Annotated in this window: 14 protein-coding genes; 3 read left to right on the top strand and 11 right to left on the bottom strand. The window is 70.2% G+C overall.

The genetic code is table 11. The features are described from left to right. Positions 1-7: 7 nt before the first annotated feature. The 5 genes from ABEU20_RS09875 to fdxA all read right to left on the bottom strand — a co-directional run bounded on the left by ABEU20_RS09875 (position 8) and on the right by fdxA (position 5,647). Entirely contained in the window at positions 8-1,414 is a 1,407-nt protein-coding gene (locus ABEU20_RS09875) for an acyl-CoA synthetase (protein ID WP_420164569.1), read from the bottom strand. A 25-nt stretch (positions 1,415-1,439) separates the two neighbouring features. Beyond that, on the bottom strand, positions 1,440-2,408 hold the full coding sequence (locus ABEU20_RS09870) for a proline dehydrogenase family protein (protein WP_420164234.1): 969 nt from the start codon (positions 2,406-2,408) through the stop codon (positions 1,440-1,442). Continuing rightward, positions 2,405-4,054, bottom strand: a complete 1,650-nt coding sequence (gene pruA, locus ABEU20_RS09865; RefSeq protein ID WP_420164233.1) for an L-glutamate gamma-semialdehyde dehydrogenase — start codon at positions 4,052-4,054, stop codon at positions 2,405-2,407. Before pruA ends, ABEU20_RS09870 begins: the two co-directional genes overlap by 4 nt. A gap of 153 nt (positions 4,055-4,207) precedes the next feature. Beyond that, positions 4,208-5,308 (bottom strand): succinyldiaminopimelate transaminase, encoded by a 1,101-nt coding sequence (dapC, locus tag ABEU20_RS09860; protein ID WP_420164232.1) that lies wholly within the window; start codon positions 5,306-5,308, stop codon positions 4,208-4,210. Between the two features lie 15 nt (positions 5,309-5,323). Continuing rightward, a complete protein-coding gene (gene fdxA, locus ABEU20_RS09855) occupies positions 5,324-5,647 on the bottom strand; it encodes a ferredoxin (RefSeq protein WP_225015513.1) in 324 nt (107 codons plus the stop codon). 236 nt (positions 5,648-5,883) lie between these two features. On the opposite strand from fdxA, the gene ABEU20_RS09850 reads away from it, so the two are divergent. After that, positions 5,884-7,677: a thiamine pyrophosphate-requiring protein gene (locus tag ABEU20_RS09850; RefSeq protein WP_420164231.1), complete on the top strand. Its 1,794-nt coding sequence runs from the start codon at positions 5,884-5,886 to the stop codon at positions 7,675-7,677. Positions 7,678-7,699: 22 nt separating this feature from the next. On the opposite strand, the gene ABEU20_RS09845 is transcribed toward ABEU20_RS09850, so the two are convergent. From ABEU20_RS09845 to ABEU20_RS09835, 3 genes are all read right to left on the bottom strand, one after another. Then, positions 7,700-8,506 (bottom strand): MBL fold metallo-hydrolase, encoded by an 807-nt coding sequence (locus ABEU20_RS09845; RefSeq protein WP_420164230.1) that lies wholly within the window; start codon positions 8,504-8,506, stop codon positions 7,700-7,702. 63 nt (positions 8,507-8,569) lie between these two features. Beyond that, a complete protein-coding gene (locus ABEU20_RS09840; protein WP_420164229.1) occupies positions 8,570-11,176 on the bottom strand; it encodes a bifunctional FO biosynthesis protein CofGH in 2,607 nt (868 codons plus the stop codon). Positions 11,177-11,215: 39 nt separating this feature from the next. After that, the gene (locus tag ABEU20_RS09835) at positions 11,216-11,425 is read right to left on the bottom strand and encodes a hypothetical protein (protein ID WP_420164228.1); all 210 of its coding nucleotides are present in this window, start codon (positions 11,423-11,425) and stop codon (positions 11,216-11,218) included. A gap of 133 nt (positions 11,426-11,558) precedes the next feature. On the opposite strand from ABEU20_RS09835, the gene ABEU20_RS09830 reads away from it, so the two are divergent. Beyond that, positions 11,559-12,038: a PH domain-containing protein gene (locus ABEU20_RS09830; protein WP_420164568.1), complete on the top strand. Its 480-nt coding sequence runs from the start codon at positions 11,559-11,561 to the stop codon at positions 12,036-12,038. Further along, positions 12,035-13,576, top strand: a complete 1,542-nt coding sequence (locus tag ABEU20_RS09825) for a PH domain-containing protein (protein WP_420164227.1) — start codon at positions 12,035-12,037, stop codon at positions 13,574-13,576. The genes ABEU20_RS09830 and ABEU20_RS09825 overlap by 4 nt, the downstream gene beginning before the upstream one ends. Here ABEU20_RS09825 and ABEU20_RS09820 read toward each other — a convergent pair. From ABEU20_RS09820 to mshB, 3 genes are all read right to left on the bottom strand, one after another. Next, positions 13,567-13,977 (bottom strand): hypothetical protein, encoded by a 411-nt coding sequence (locus ABEU20_RS09820; protein ID WP_420164226.1) that lies wholly within the window; start codon positions 13,975-13,977, stop codon positions 13,567-13,569. The two genes, ABEU20_RS09825 and ABEU20_RS09820, sit on opposite strands and share 10 nt — an antisense overlap. A 49-nt stretch (positions 13,978-14,026) precedes the next feature. After that, positions 14,027-14,185, bottom strand: a complete 159-nt coding sequence (locus ABEU20_RS09815) for a hypothetical protein (RefSeq protein ID WP_005514503.1) — start codon at positions 14,183-14,185, stop codon at positions 14,027-14,029. Between the two features lie 86 nt (positions 14,186-14,271). Continuing rightward, positions 14,272-15,147 (bottom strand): N-acetyl-1-D-myo-inositol-2-amino-2-deoxy-alpha-D-glucopyranoside deacetylase, encoded by an 876-nt coding sequence (mshB, locus tag ABEU20_RS09810; RefSeq protein ID WP_420164567.1) that lies wholly within the window; start codon positions 15,145-15,147, stop codon positions 14,272-14,274. Between the last annotated feature and the right edge of the window lie 13 nt (positions 15,148-15,160).

The raw sequence follows: 15,160 nt of genomic DNA, 5'->3' as shown, positions 1-15,160 counted from the left end.
TCCCGCGTCAGGCGAGCAGCTTCTTCTGCACCTTGCCCATCGCGTTGCGCGGCAGCGAGTCGACGAGCCGGACCTCGCGGGGCCGCTTGTGGACCGACAACTGCGACGCCACGTGGTCGATCAGCGCCTGCTCGTCGAGTCCGTCGCCGACGACGAACGCGACGACGCGCTGGCCGAGGTCGGCGTCGGGGAGACCGACGACCGCGGCCTCCTTCACGCCCGCGTGCCCGAGCAGCGCGGTCTCGACCTCGCCGGCGCCGATGCGGTAGCCACCGGACTTGATGAGGTCGGTGGACTCGCGGCCGACGATGCGGTGGAAACCGCCCGCGTCGATCACCGCGACGTCACCGGTCTTGAACCAGCCGTCCTCGGTCCACGACTCGGCAGTCGCCTCGGGCCGGTTGAGGTAGCCGTCGAACAGCGTCGCCCCGCGGACCTGCAGACCGCCGATACTCTCGCCGTCGTGCGGTACCTCTCCCCCGTGCTCGTCGCGCAGCCGGGTCTCGACACCGCGGACCGGGAGGCCCACCCAGCCGGGACGGCGCTCGCCGTCGACGCGAGTGCTGACGGTCAGCATGGTCTCGCTCATGCCGTAGCGCTCGATCGGAGTGAGCCCGGTGAGTTCGCGCAGCCGATCGAACACCGGGACCGGGAGCGGGGCGCTGCCCGACACCAGCAGCCGGGCGTCCCTCAGCGCTCGCGCCGAGTCCGCGTCGTCGGCGATCCGCGACCACACGGTCGGCACCCCGAAAAACAGCGAGCCACCGGCCCGGGCCGCCTCCGCGTACGCGTGCGGCGTCGGCTCGACGGTGTGGATCAGTCGGCTCCCCACCCGCAGCGGGCCGAGCACACCGAGGATCAGGCCGTGCACATGGAAGAGCGGAAGGCCCTGCACCACAACGTCCTTCGACGTCCACCCCCACGCCTCGGCGAGCGCGTCGATGCCGGCGGCGATCGCCCGGCGGCTCAGCAGCACGCCCTTCGGTGGGCCCGTCGTGCCGGACGTGTAGAGCACGAACGCGGTCGACGACGGGTGCGGTTCGGGGTGGCCGTGCCAGTCCCGCGCGTGCACGCGCACCGGCACCACCGGCAGTGCGGATCCCTCCGGCGCCCGGCCGAGCCACGCCTGCGCGCCGGAGTCGGACAGGATGTGCTCGAGTTCGGCCGGTCCCGAGTCCGGCGGCACCGGCACCACCGTGACGCCCGCGAGCAGGCAGCCGACGACGGCGATCACGGTCGCCGGGGTGGGCTCGGCCGACACCGCGACCACCCGGGCACCGGCGATGCGTTTGGCCAGCGCCCCGGCCGCGCCGAGGATGTCGGTGCGCGAGAGCGTGGTGTCGCCGATCCGGACGGCGTCGGGCATGTCGTCGCCGCGCGCGACGGCGAGGGGATTGAGCGAACTGAGCAGCACGACGCTCACTGTCTCACATCGCGCGTCAGCCGCGAGAGAGCGTCGAGCGCAAGAAGAACCCGAGGTTCGACGGCCGCTCGGCCAACCGCCGCATGAAGTATCCGTACCATTGCACCCCGTACGGCACGTAGACCCGTACCCGGCGGCCCGCGTCGACCAGGCGTGCCTGCTCGAGATCGCGGATACCGAACAGCATCTGATGCTCGAACCCGTCTGCTCCGCGGTGGGTGCGGGCAAGCATTCCGTCCACCGCATCGATCATCGCGGGATCGTGGGTGGCCACCATGGGGTAGCCGTCGCCGTCCATCAGGATGCGCAGGCACCGCAGGTACGACGCGTCGACATCGGACCGGGACCGGTAGGCCGCCGACTCCGGTTCGCGGTACGCACCCTTGCACAGCCGGATCCGCGATCCCGCGCCCGCGAGGTCCCGGCAGTCGCCCTCCGTGCGGCGCAGGTATGCCTGCAGCACCGTGCCGAGCCACGGAAAGTCCGCGCGCAACTCCCGCACGATCGACAGTGTCGAATCGGTCCGGGTGTGGTCCTCGGCGTCGACCGTCACCCACACCCCGTGCTCGTGCGCGGCCGCGCAGATCGTCCGCGCGTGATCGAGTGCGATCTTGTCGCCGTCGCCCGGCAGGCCCTGCCCCAGCGCGGACAGTTTCATCGACACCTCGAGAGGGCGGAATCCCTTCGCCCCCGCCTGCGGCAGACGCGCGAGCTCGGCGAGCAGTTCGAGATACGCGACGACGGTGTCCCGCGCCCCTTCGACATCGAGCGTGTCCTCGCCGAGATGGTCGATGCTGACCGACCGGCCGGCGACCAGCAGGGTCGACGCCGCGGCCATGGCATCGGCCAGCGACTCCCCCGCGACGAAGCGACGCACGATCGACTTGGTGACCGGCGCCCGCGTCACCGCGCTCTTCACCCGCGACGAGCGTGCCGCGGCGAGGATCGCCGGCCGCAGCGGATTCGACAGGACACCCGGCGTCATCGATCGTGCTCCGGCCCCATGTGCGGGTAGCGGTGGTCGGTCGGCGGAACGAACGTCTCCTTGATCGTGCGGGCCGACACCCAGCGCAGCAGGTTGAGCGGTGAGCCCGCCTTGTCGTTGGTGCCGGACGCCCGCGCGCCACCGAACGGCTGCTGCCCCACCACCGCGCCGGTCGGTTTGTCGTTGACGTAGAAGTTCCCCGCCGTGTAACGCAGTGCGGCGGAGGCCTGTTCGATCGCGGCACGGTCGGTGGCCACCACCGCGCCGGTCAACGCGTACGCCGCCGCCGTGTCCACCGCGGTGAGCACGTCGGCGAACGCGTCCGGGGCTGAGTCGTCGTACACGTGGACCGAGAGGATCGGGCCGAAGTACTCCGTCACGAGTGCCTCGTCCCGAGGGTCGTCGACCAGCAGCACGGTGGGCCGGACGAAGTACCCGACGCTGTCGTCGTACTTGCCGCCCACCGCGATCTGCACGTCGGCGGCGCCGCGCGCCCGCTCGATCGCCGCGACACTCTTGTCGTAGGCCCGCCGGTCGATGAGCGCGCCACCGAAGTTCTCCAGGTCGCTGACGTCGCCGTACGAGAGGGCGTCGACCTCGGCGAGGAACTGATCCTTCATTCCCTCCCACAACGAACGCGGAACGTAGGCCCGCGAGGCCGCGGAACACTTCTGGCCCTGATACTCGAAGGCGCCGCGGATCAGCGCGGTCGACAGCACCGCAGGATCGGCGGACGGGTGCGCGACGACGAAGTCCTTGCCGCCGGTCTCGCCCACCAGACGCGGGTAGCCCCGATAGTCCGCGATGTTCGCGCCGACCTCACGCCACAGATGCTGGAACGTCGCCGTCGAGCCGGTGAAGTGGATCCCGGCCAGCCGCGGATCCCGCAGTGCCACATCGGAAACGGCGAGACCGTCTCCGGTGAGCAGATTGATCACCCCGGGAGGCAGGCCGGCCTCTTCGAGCACGCGCAGCGTCCAGTAGGCGGCGAGCGTCTGGGTGGGCGACGGCTTCCAGATCACCGTGTTACCCATCAGCGCGGGGGCCGTCGGCAGGTTCCCGGCGATCGCGGTGAAGTTGAACGGCGTGATCGCGTAGACGAACCCCTCGAGTGGGCGGTACTCGAGCCGATTCCAGACCCCGGGCGACGATGTCGGCTGCTCGGCGAGGACGCCGCGCGCGAAGTGGACGTTGAACCGCCAGAAGTCGACCAGTTCGCACGGCGCGTCGATCTCGGCCTGTTGGACGGACTTGGACTGCCCCAGCATCGTCGCCGCCGCCAGCTTCTCGCGCCACGGCCCGGACAGCAGATCGGCGGCCCGCAGCAGCACCGCCGCGCGCTCGTCGAACGGCAGCTCCCGCCATCCGGGTGCCGCCGCCGTCGCGGCCTCGATCGCCGCCGACGCGTCGTCGTACGTCGCGTTCGTGTAGGTACCGAGGACGGCGGAATGCCGATGCGGTTGAACCACTTCCATCGGTTCCCCGCGGCCGTGGCGGTGTTCGCCACCGATGACGTGCGGGATCTCGAGCACCGCGGAGGAATGCTCGGCCAGTGCCCTGGTCAAACGTTCGCGCTCGGGACTGCCCGGCGCGTAGGAGTTGACCGGCTCGTTGTACGGCGCCGGGACGTGCGTGACGGCATCCATGCTGCCCTCCTCAGCCAGAGCCAAGTGACTGCAACCAAGCTCAGGCTACGCCCGACACCACCTCCCGCGCCCCGCAACAAGTGCGCGAAACGCGAGAACCCGGGTCCCGCGTCCGCGACAAGTGCGCGAAACGCGAGAACCCGGGCTCCGTGATCAGGACAGGCGCGCTACCGCGGCCTCGATCCGCTCGTCCGTCGCGGTCAGGGCGATCCGGACGTGCTCGGCACCGCGCGGACCGTAGAAGTCGCCCGGGGCGACCAGGATGCCGCGTTCGGCGAACCAGTCGACCGTGGTGCGGCAGTCCTCGCCGCGGGTGGCCCACAGGTACAGCCCGGCCTCCGAGTCGTCGACGGTGAAGCCCGCACCGCGCACCGCGGCCAGCAGGATGTCACGGCGACGGCGGTACCGCTCGCGCTGCTCCTTCTCCTGCTCGTCGTCGGTGAGCGCTGCCGCCATCGCGGCCTGGATCGGCGTCGGCATCATCATGCCCGCGTGCTTGCGTACCTCGAGCAGTTCGGCGATCAGCGCCGGATCGCCCGCGAGGAAGCCGGCCCGGTAGCTGGCCAGGTTCGACGTCTTCGACAGCGAATGGATCGCGAGGAGACCGGTGTGGTCGCCGCCGCACACGCGCGGGTCGAGGATCGAGACGGCCTCCCCCTCCCACGTCAGGCCCAGGTAGCACTCGTCGGACGCGACGATGGCACCACGCTCGCGGGCGAACTCGACCACCTTGCGCAGGTGCTCGACGCCGAGCACCTTGCCGGTCGGGTTGGACGGCGAGTTCACGAACATCAGCGCCGGCTTCTCCGGACCCAGCTGCGCGGTTCCGTCGGCGCGGAGCACCCGGGCACCGGCGAGCAGCGCACCCACCTCGTACGTCGGGTAGGCGACCTCCGGAATCACCACCAGGTCGGCGGCGCCGAGGCCGAGCAGGCTCGGCAGCCACGCGATGACCTCCTTGGTGCCGATCACCGGCAGGATCGCCGCGGGATCGATCCCGGTCATGCCGTAGCGGCGGGCCAGCGACGCCGACGTCGCCTCACGCAGCGCGTCGGTCCCGTGCGTCGTCGGGTAGCCGGGCTCCGCCGACGCCGACGCCAGCGCGTCCCTGACGCCCGGCGCGACCGGGTCGACCGGGGTGCCGACGGACAGGTTCACGATCCCGTCGGGATGAGACTGGGCCTTCTCCTTCGCGGACGCGAGGGAGTCCCACGGAAAATCGGGAAGGGACTGGGCCACGGGTGTGCGAGGCAACGCCGGAACCCCTACCTACTCTTCGCCCATGGGAGGCAGCGCCTTGATGAACGGCGGGTCGAAGTCGACCTTGCCGAGCTTCGCCGCACCGCCGGGCGAACCGAGATCGTCGAAGAAGTCGACGTTGGCTGCGACGTAACCGGTCCACTGATCCGGGACGTCGTCCTCGTAGAAGATGGCCTCGACGGGGCAGACCGGCTCACACGCACCGCAGTCCACGCACTCGTCCGGATGGATGTACAGCATGCGACCACCCTCGTAGATGCAGTCGACCGGGCACTCCTCGATACATGCCTTGTCCATCACATCGACGCACGGTTCGGCAATCGTGTAGGTCACTGCTGCTCTCCCTGCCTTTCTGACACGGGCGCTGGGCGCCTCGGCGAGCCGGCCGTCGGGCTCTCGCCCGACGAACATCCGGAAGTCCAGTATGAAGCGCACGGGATCCTCCGGTCAGGTAAGGGTGACCTTTGAAGCCCCGGGCCGCACCACACGGTACCGCCGGGTCGTTTGCCGCCGTGAGGGTGCGGGTAGTCGGAGGCATCTGCTCCCGATCGATCTGTGCAGGAGGCACGATGGCCGACCGGAACGTCGCGGACTACCTGTTGGAGCGTCTGCGGGCGTGGGACGTCGAGCACGTCTTCGCGTACGCAGGCGACGGCATCAACGGGATCCTGGCCGCGTGGGGACGCGCCGACAACCAGCCGAAGTTCATCCAGGCCAGGCACGAGGAGATGTGCGCGTTCCAGGCGGTCGGCTACGCGAAGTTCTCGGGTCGGGTCGGCGTGTGCATGGCCACCTCGGGGCCGGGCGCGATCCACCTTCTCAACGGCCTCTACGACGCGAAACTCGACCACGTGCCGGTGGTGGCGATCGTGGGACAGACGAATCGGAGCGCGATGGGAGGCTCGTACCAGCAGGAGGTGGACCTCGCCAACCTCTTCAAGGACGTCGCGGCCGACTACGTGCAGACCGTGACCGTGCCGGAACAACTGCCGAACGTCCTCGACCGAGCGATCCGCACCGCGCTCTCACAACGCGCGCCGACGGCCGTGATCATCCCCGGTGACGTGCAGGAGCTGCCGTACTCCCCGCCCACCCACGAGTTCAAGATGGTGCCGTCCAGTCTCGGGTTCGATCTCCCGCGGATCGCGCCGGACGACGACGCGATCCGTCGGGCCGCCGACGTCCTCAACGCCGGCTCCAAGGTCGCGATGCTGGTCGGTACCGGGGCGCGCGGGGCCCACGCGGAGCTCGCCGAGGTGGCCGATCTGCTCGGTGCGGGCGCCGCGAAGGCTCTGCTGGGCAAGGACGTGCTGTCGGACGAGTTGCCCTGGGTCACCGGGTCCATCGGTCTGCTCGGTACCCGCCCGAGCTACGAGATGATGCGCGAGTGCGACACCCTGCTGACCGTGGGTTCGAGCTTCCCGTACAGCCAGTTCATGCCCGAGTACGGGCAGGCGCGCGGGGTGCAGATCGACATCGACGCGCGGTTCGTCGGCATGCGGTACCCCAACGAGATCAACCTGGTCGCCGACGCCCGCGCCGCGTTGCGCGCGCTGATTCCGCACCTCGAGCGGAAACAGGATCGGTCGTGGCGCGAGAAGATCGAGTCCGACGTCGCCCGCTGGTGGGAGACGATGGACATGCAGGCACACGTGTCGGCCGATCCGGTCAACCCGCTGCGACTGTTCTCCGAGCTCTCGACGCTGCTGCCGGACGATGCGATCGTCACCGCCGACTCGGGGTCGTCCGCGAACTGGTACGCCCGCCAACTGCGGTTCCGGGGCCGGATGCGCGGCTCGCTGTCCGGAACCCTCGCCACCATGGGACCCGGCGTCCCCTACGGCATCGGTGCGAAGTTCGCGCACCCCGACCGACCGGCGATCGTCTTCGCCGGTGACGGCGCGATGCAGATGAACGGGATGGCCGAACTCGTGACGGTCAAGCGGTACTGGCACGAGTGGACCGATCCACGGCTGATCGTTGCGGTGCTCCACAACAACGACCTGAACCAGGTGACCTGGGAGATGCGAGCGATGGCCGGCGCACCGAAGTTCACCGAGTCGCAGACCCTGCCCGACGTCGACTACGCGGCGTTCGCCGCCGGGCTGGGCCTGCAGGGCATCACCGTCGACGACCCCGACTCGATCAGCGGCGCCTGGGAACGGGCTCTGGCTGCCGACCGACCCACCGTGCTGGACGTCCACACCGACCCCGACATGCCACCGATCCCCCCGCACGCGACGTGGGAGCAGTTCAAGGACGCGACATCGGCGGTTCTCGGTGGGGACGAGAACGCGTGGGGATTCATCAAGACCGGAATCAAGGCGAAGGCGCAGGAGTTCCTGCCGCACCGGGAAGGTTGACCCGCGTCGGCCGGCTGTGACGCTACAGCGTGACCGTCTCGCCCCGGTCGACGTGGACCACCCGATCGCCGAAGCCACGCCGGATCGCTTCGTCACGGAAGTCCGAGAGCGGTGAGGCGAAGACCGTGTAGTCGTCGAAGTGCACGGGAACCACTTTCGGCAACGCCAGCAGTTGCACCAGATCGGCCCCCTGGCGACCGTCCATGGTGACCGTCAACCCGAAGGGCAGCCGCGCACCGGCCGGCAACCGCGTACCTCCCAGGTGCACGACGCCGGCATCGAGATCGGGGTGCCGGCGCGGAATCTCCTTCAGGGCATCGACGAACAGCGTGTCCCCCGAGATGTACAGCCGGCGCTCCACGGGGCCTCCGACGGGACCGAACTCGAGGACGCTGCCCATCACCGGCGGCAGCAGCCGACGTGCGACGACGGGAGCGTGTTCCCCCGGCATCGACGTCACCACCACCTGAGCGCCGCTCGTCGTGAGCGTGTGCCGCTGCCACGTGCGCAGTCCGATCGTCCGCGAGAACCCCTTGCGGTGCAGCTTCTTCGAAGCGTGCGGCGTGGTCAGCACCGGCAGATCCCGGTCGAGGTGTCGCTGCGCGACCCGGTCCCAGTGGTCACCGTGCAGATGGGAGAGCAGGATCGCGTCGAGCGGTGGCAGATCCCGGACGTCGATCGCGGGATCGTGGCGGCGTGCCGAGACCAGACCGTAGCCGAGATAGGCGTGCTGACCGCGGTGCAGGAAGTTCGGATCGGTCAGCACCGTCAGGTCGCCGTATCGCAGCAGCACAGTCGCGTTGCCGACGAACGTCAGTGTCAGGTCCATCTCGCGCTCCCCTCGGCCTGTCGACCTCGGGTGCCCCGACACGGACCTTCCGAAACGGCGAACTCACAGCACCGGAATCGGTGCGCCCTCCCGACGGCTGTAGTTCGTCAGTCGTTCGTGCGTCGGACGGCCGATTCCCTCGGCGATCGCCCGCAACTCCTCCACGGTCTTCTCGGACCCGTGCTGAGACCCGGCCATCCGCGAGATGGTCTCCTCCATCAGCGTGCCACCGAGATCGTTGGCACCGCCCTGGAGCATCGCCTGCGTGCCCGCGACACCCAGCTTGACCCAGCTGGTCTGGATGTTGTCGATCCTGCCGTGCAGCATGATCCGCGCCAGCGCGTGCGCCGCCCGGTTGTCGCGCTGCGTCGGCCCCGGACGGGACGCGCCCGCCAGGTACAGCGGCGCACTCTGGTGCACGAACGGCAGCAGCACGAACTCGGTGAAACCACCGGTCCGGTCCTGGATTCCACGGATCACGTTCAGATGACCCACCCAGTGCTTGGGGCTGTCGACGTGGCCGTACATCATCGTCGAACTCGACCGCAGCCCCACCTCGTGGGCGGTGGTGACGACGTCGACCCACGCCGACGCCGGCAGCTTGCCCTTGGTGAGCACCCAGCGGACCTCGTCGTCGAGGATCTCGGCGGCCGTGCCCGGGATGGTGTCGAGGCCGGCCTCGCGCAACTCGGTGAGCCAGTCGCGGATGCTCTGGCCGCCCCGGGAGGCGCCGTTGACGATCTCCATCGGACTGAAGGCGTGCACGTGCATCGACGGCACCCGGCGCTTGACCGCCCGCACCAGGTCCGCGTATCCGGTGACCGGCAGTTCGGGATCGATGCCGCCCTGCATGCAGACCTCGGTGGCCCCCGCGACGTGCGCCTCCCACGCCCGGTCGGCCACCTCCTCCGCAGACAGCGTGAACGCGTCGGCATCACCCTTGCGCTGCGCGAAGGCGCAGAACCGGCAGCCGGTGTAGCAGATGTTGGTGAAGTTGATGTTCCGGTTCACGACATACGTGACGTCGTCACCGACGGCTTCCTTGCGCAGCGCGTCCGCCAGGGCGACGACCGCCTCGAGGCCGTCGCCCTCCGCGGTGGCGAGTGCGAGGTACTCGTCGTCGGACAGCGTCGCGGGATTCCGTTCGGCGCTACGCAGGGCGGCCACCACGTCGGTGTCCACCCGCGTCGGTGCGGCGCGGCCCAATTCGAGGACCTGCTCACGCACGGTCTCCCAGTCACCGAACGCGCTACCGAGGTCGGAGCGGGTCTCGGTGTTGCGGCCGTCGGTGTCGATCTCGGTGTTCAGGTCGACGCGGCCCGACGAGATCCATTCCTCGTCGGGTTCCTGCCATGGCAGGCCCGCGGGCTTCACGCCCTCGCGGGCGAGACCGGTCACCGGGTCGGCCAGGGCCCGCACGTGCGCCCCGATCCGCGGGTCGATCCACGGATGCCCGGCCAGCACGTACTGCGGCTGCGCGGCCGTCCGCTCGACCAGGGTGTATCCGGCCTGTGCGGTGATCTCGGCCAGTGTGTCCAGGTTCGGCCACGGCCGTTCCGGATTCACGTGATCGGGCGTCAGCGGCGAGACGCCGCCCCAGTCGTCGACGCCCGCGCCGATCAGCGCCCGGCACTCCGCCTCGGACACAAGGTTCGGCGGCGACTGGATCCGCATGCCCGGCCCCAGCAGCAGACGCGCAACCGCGATGGTCGCGAGGAACTCCTCGAGGCCGGCGTCGGGGGCGTCCCGCATCGCGGTGTCCGGCTTGGCCAGGAAGTTCTGCACGATCACTTCCTGCACGTGCCCGAAGGCCTTGTGCAGCTTACGGATCGCCATGACGGACTCGGCGCGCTCGGCGACCGTCTCGCCGATCCCGACCAGGATGCCGGTGGTGAACGGCACCGACAGTCGGCCCGCATCGGTGAGCGTGCGCAGGCGCACCTCGGGGTCCTTGTCGGGGCTGCCGTAGTGGCACTCCCCCTTCTCGGTGAACAGCCTCGACGATGTCGTCTCGAGCATCATGCCCATCGACGGCGCCACCGGCTTGAGCCGGGAGATCTCCTCCCAGCTCATGACGCCCGGATTGAGGTGCGGCAGCAGACCGGTCTCCTCGAGCACCCGGATCGCCATCGCCCGGACGTAGTCGAGCGTCGAGTCGTAGCCGCGCTCGTCGAGCCACTGCTTGGCCTCCGGCCAGCGATCCTCCGGCCGGTCGCCGAGCGTGAACAGTGCCTCCTTGCAACCTAATTCGGCACCCTGACGCGCGATGTCGAGGATCTCGTCCGGCTCCAGGTACATCCCGTGGCCCGCCGCCCGCAGCTTGCCGGGCACTGTGACGAACGTGCAGTAGTGGCACTTGTCCCGGCACAGACGCGTGATCGGAACGAACACCTTGCGCGAGTACGACACCGTCTTCGGGCGGCCCTCCGCGACCAGTCCGGCGTCGCGCACCTTCGCGGCCGACGCGCACAGATCCTCGAGGTCGGCGCCGCGCGCGTGCAGCAGCGTCGTGGCCTCATCGACGTTGAGCGTCGCCCCGTCCCGGGCTCGACGCAGGACACGCCGCATCGCACTCGCGGACGGCGCCTCGGAGGGAACCGGCGGAATCGGCAGGATCGTGGACCGGTCGGTGTCATCGCTCGAGTGACTCACCCGACGATCATGCGCCACCGACCGGTCTCGCTGCCACCGCGGGTCTCACCGATCCGGCTATCCGTGCGGGTAATCCTCGTCGACCGGGACGCTCCGCCGCTGCTCCGCGGCGTCCGCCGGATTCACCTCCAGCGGTGTCGGTGGCGGCGTCGAATCCTCACGGTCGTCGTTGCCGTCCGCCGGTGTCAATTGTTCGACGAGATCGGCCTCGGGCACGTCCGCGGCCCCCACGTCGTCCCCGGTGTCTTCAGCTTCGGTCGGAACCATGGCGACCACCTCCCGTCGGCAGACTCGCACGGCTGTGCGGCCACTTCCACCATAGGACGCCGCGCGCCGCCTCGGGCAGGATGAGGTCGTGAGCGTTCCTCCCGACCCGATCAGTCCGGCGCGTCCGGTGACCATGGCCGACCCCGCGTGGCGGCCGAGCACCCGGGCGCCCGCGCTGTGGGCCACCACCGCGACCCTGGTCTGGCTGCCGGTTTTCGTGGCTCAGATCGTGTGGGCGGGCGTGACCGGGCAGTGGACGACGTGGCCGCACGTGACGGTCTTCGTCGTGACCGTCGCGGTCGCGCTCGCCGACGTCCTGATCGTGCCGCGGTGGCGCTACCGCGTACACCGCTGGGAGATCAGCGACGACGCGGTCTACACCCGCACCGGCTGGTTCAACCAGGAACGCCGCATCGCCCCCATCACCCGCATCCAGACCGTCGACACCGAACGCGGGCCCCTCGACCGCCTGTTCGGTCTCGCGACCGTCACCGTCACGACGGCGTCCTCGGCCGGTGCCGTGAAGATCACCGCACTGGACCTCGACGTCGCCGACCGCACCGTCGAACAGCTCACCGCGATCACCGCCCGCAACGCCGGGGACGCGACATGAGCGTGCCCGTCGAGAAGACCGGAGCGGCCGCTCAGGCCGTCGAGGACGAACAGCCGTGGCTGCGTCTGGACAAGCGGATGCTGCTGGTCCACCCCGTGAACGAGGTCGTGAAGCTGCTGCCGGTGATCGCGGTGTCGTGGATCGTGGGCAGCTCGAGCGGCAACCACTACTGGGGGCTGATCGCGGTGGCGCTGCTGGTCGCCTACGGCGTGCTGCGCTGGTTCACCACGACGTACCGGATCGGCCCCGTGCACGTGCAACTGCGCCGCGGCGTGTTCGAGAAGAAGGTGTTGTCGGTCCCACGCAATCGAATCCGGTCCGTCGACGTCGAGGCGCGAGTACTTCATCGACTGCTCGGGCTCGCGGTGCTGCGGATCGGCACCGGACGCCAGAGCGGGCGCGACGAGGAGAAGTTCGAACTCGACGCGCTCGATGCCTCGCTCGTTCCGGGCCTGCGCGCGGCGCTCCTGTCGGGTCACGGACAGCACCTCGACGGCGCCGACGACGCCGGTGCTCCGGCTGCCCCCGACCCGGCCGGCGTCGAGATCGGCCACTGGTCGCCGACCTGGGTGCGGTACGCGCCGTTCTCGGTCACCGGGCTCGTCGCGATCGGCGCCCTGGTCGGCGTCGTCTTCCAGTACGGCCTCGTGGACAGCATCGCGAGATCGCCGGCATTCGAGGAGGGCTTCGATTCCGCCCAGGAGGCGGGCGGGCTCGTCCTTGCGGTGCTCGGACTGCTTGCCCTGGTCGGGTTGTTCGTCGCGGCCAGCGTCCTCGCGTGCGTCCGCTATCTCGTCGTCTACGGCCGGATGACCGTCGCCGACACCGGCCGCACCCTCCACGTCAGTCACGGCCTGCTGCGGACGCGCCAGACCACGCTCGACCGGCAGCGCCTGCGCGGCACCACGCTGAAGGAGCCACTGCTGCTGCGGTCGGCGGGCGGAGCCTCGCTGGACGCGATCATGACCGGGGTGTCCGCCGAGCATCGGGAGTCGTCGCTGCTGCTGCCGCAGAGTCCACGCGCGGAGGCGGTACGCGTCATGGCGACCGTGCTCGGCGACGACCGCCAGGCCGAGACGCCGCTGGCCCTTCACGGCCCCGCCGCGCGGCGGCGGCGCTACACCCGCGCACTGTGGCCGGCCGTCGTCGCGGCCGTGGTCGCTGCCGTCCTCACCGTGGCCGGGCGGGATGTCCCCTGGCCGGTGTGGGCCGGCATCGTGGTGCTCACCGTGGCCTGCGCCGGACTCGCCTGGGACCGCTACCGCGGACTCGGGCATGCCGTCCTGCCCGGCTGGCTGATCACCCGCAGCGGCTCACTCGACCGCCGGCGCGACAGCCTCGAGGCCGACGGCATCATCGGCTGGACCGTGCGGCAGACGTTCTTCCAGCGGCGCGCCGGGGTCGCGACCGTCATCGCCGCCACACCCGCCGGCACCGGACGGTACGTCGTGCACGACCTCCCCGCCGAGCAGGCCTGGGCCCTCGTCGACGCCGTGACGCCCGGCGCGGGCGGGATCTGGCTGCGCGCTCAGCGCTGAGCGGCCGCCACCATCGTCGAGAGCCGGACCTGGAACAGGTACAGGCCCGCGGGAAGCAGCGCCGCGACGAACAGCAGCAGGGTGCGCCAGTCCTCGAACACCAGCACGTCCCCGCCCGGCCCACCGATCGCGCACAGCCCGAAGCCGAACAGCCACCCGAACAGCGGCAGCGCGGCCACCAGGGCACGGTCGGTGAACTTCCGGGCGCCCAGCACCAGCAGCAGGTTCACCACCGCCGAGATCAGCACGGTGATGGGGAACGGCGTCGTCCCGATGTAGGCCGGCAGGAACAGCACCGACAGCACGGCGCAGAGGAAACCGTCGAACGTGAGCAGGGCGAGGGTCGTGCGTGCCTCGGCAGGCGACGCGGGCGGTTCGACGGCGATGCTCGGGGCGGTCATGGTTTCAAGGGTCCGTCATCGACGCCGGAGCGGCGACATCGGGGTCCCGTCACGGGACCGGCGGGTACCCCATCGCCGTGAGCAGGTCGCTCATCTGGTGGGCGAACGCGTGGAGCGATCCGATGTACAGGTCGTGGAAGTACGGCGCCATCGGCCGCAGACTGTCCACGAACGCCGTGATCGCATTCTGGAGTTCCCAGTTGTACATCCGCAGCGACCTCCCGTTCGACAGGGGCTGGTGCCGACGCACGGACCCCCACGAACGTGGCGTGGATCACATCATACGGCGGTCGGTCAGGAGATCCCGCCGAACAGATCCTTCTCCCGTCCGTCCGTTCCGGCCGAACCCGCCGCCCCTCGGACCAGCGCGTAGTGCTCGACGGTGAGGATCGGTTGGACGACGTCGTTCGACAGCGCGAACTCGGCCCCCGACGGCGCGACCGTCACCTGCGTGGCGTGCGCGCGCATGGCGGCCCGCTTCGCCGCCAGCACGGACGCGACGTCCACTGCGGCGGTGACCGTCGCGTCCGGGACGGTCGGGAGCTCACCGGCGTCCGGCATCCGCCATCCGGTCGGCACGTCGGCGATCGCCGCGACCCCCGCCTCGAGCGCGGACTGCTCGGTGACGGTCCAGTAGAACTTCGCGACGTCCCACGGCTGCCCGGACTCCGGGAACGCATCGGTGCCGGCCGCCTCGACGGCGGCCGTCGTGAACCGGTGTGCCTGAACGTGATCGGGATGTCCGTAGCCGCCGATCGGGTCGTAGGTGACCACCACGTGCGGGCGCAGTTCCCGGATCACCGCGACGATCGCACCCACGGCCTCGTCCGGGTCGGCGTTGACGAACGCTCGCGGGTTGCGCGCCGACGGGGTGCCCGCCATGCCCGAATCCCGCCAGCGGCCGGCGCCGCCGAGGAATCGCGGCCCCGACGCACCCAAGGCCCGCAGCGCCGCGGTCAGCTCCAGGATCCGGTAACCGCCCAGCTGATCGGCGGCGTCCGCGACCAGCCCGGCCCACTGGTCCCCGATGACCTCGCCCTCCTCGCCGAGCGTGCACGTCAGCACCGTCACCTCGGCGCCCTCGGCCGCGCACCGGGCGATGGTCCCGCCCGTCGTGAGCGTCTCGTCGTCGGGATGGGCGTGCACGAACAGGATGGGTCGGGCGTTCATCTCACTCACTCAC

The organism is Rhodococcus parequi, assembly GCF_046042785.1.
GTDB classification, from domain to species: domain Bacteria; phylum Actinomycetota; class Actinomycetes; order Mycobacteriales; family Mycobacteriaceae; genus Prescottella; species Prescottella parequi.
Note: the sequence above shows the minus strand (reverse complement) of the source record. Positions and strands in the feature narration are given on the sequence as shown.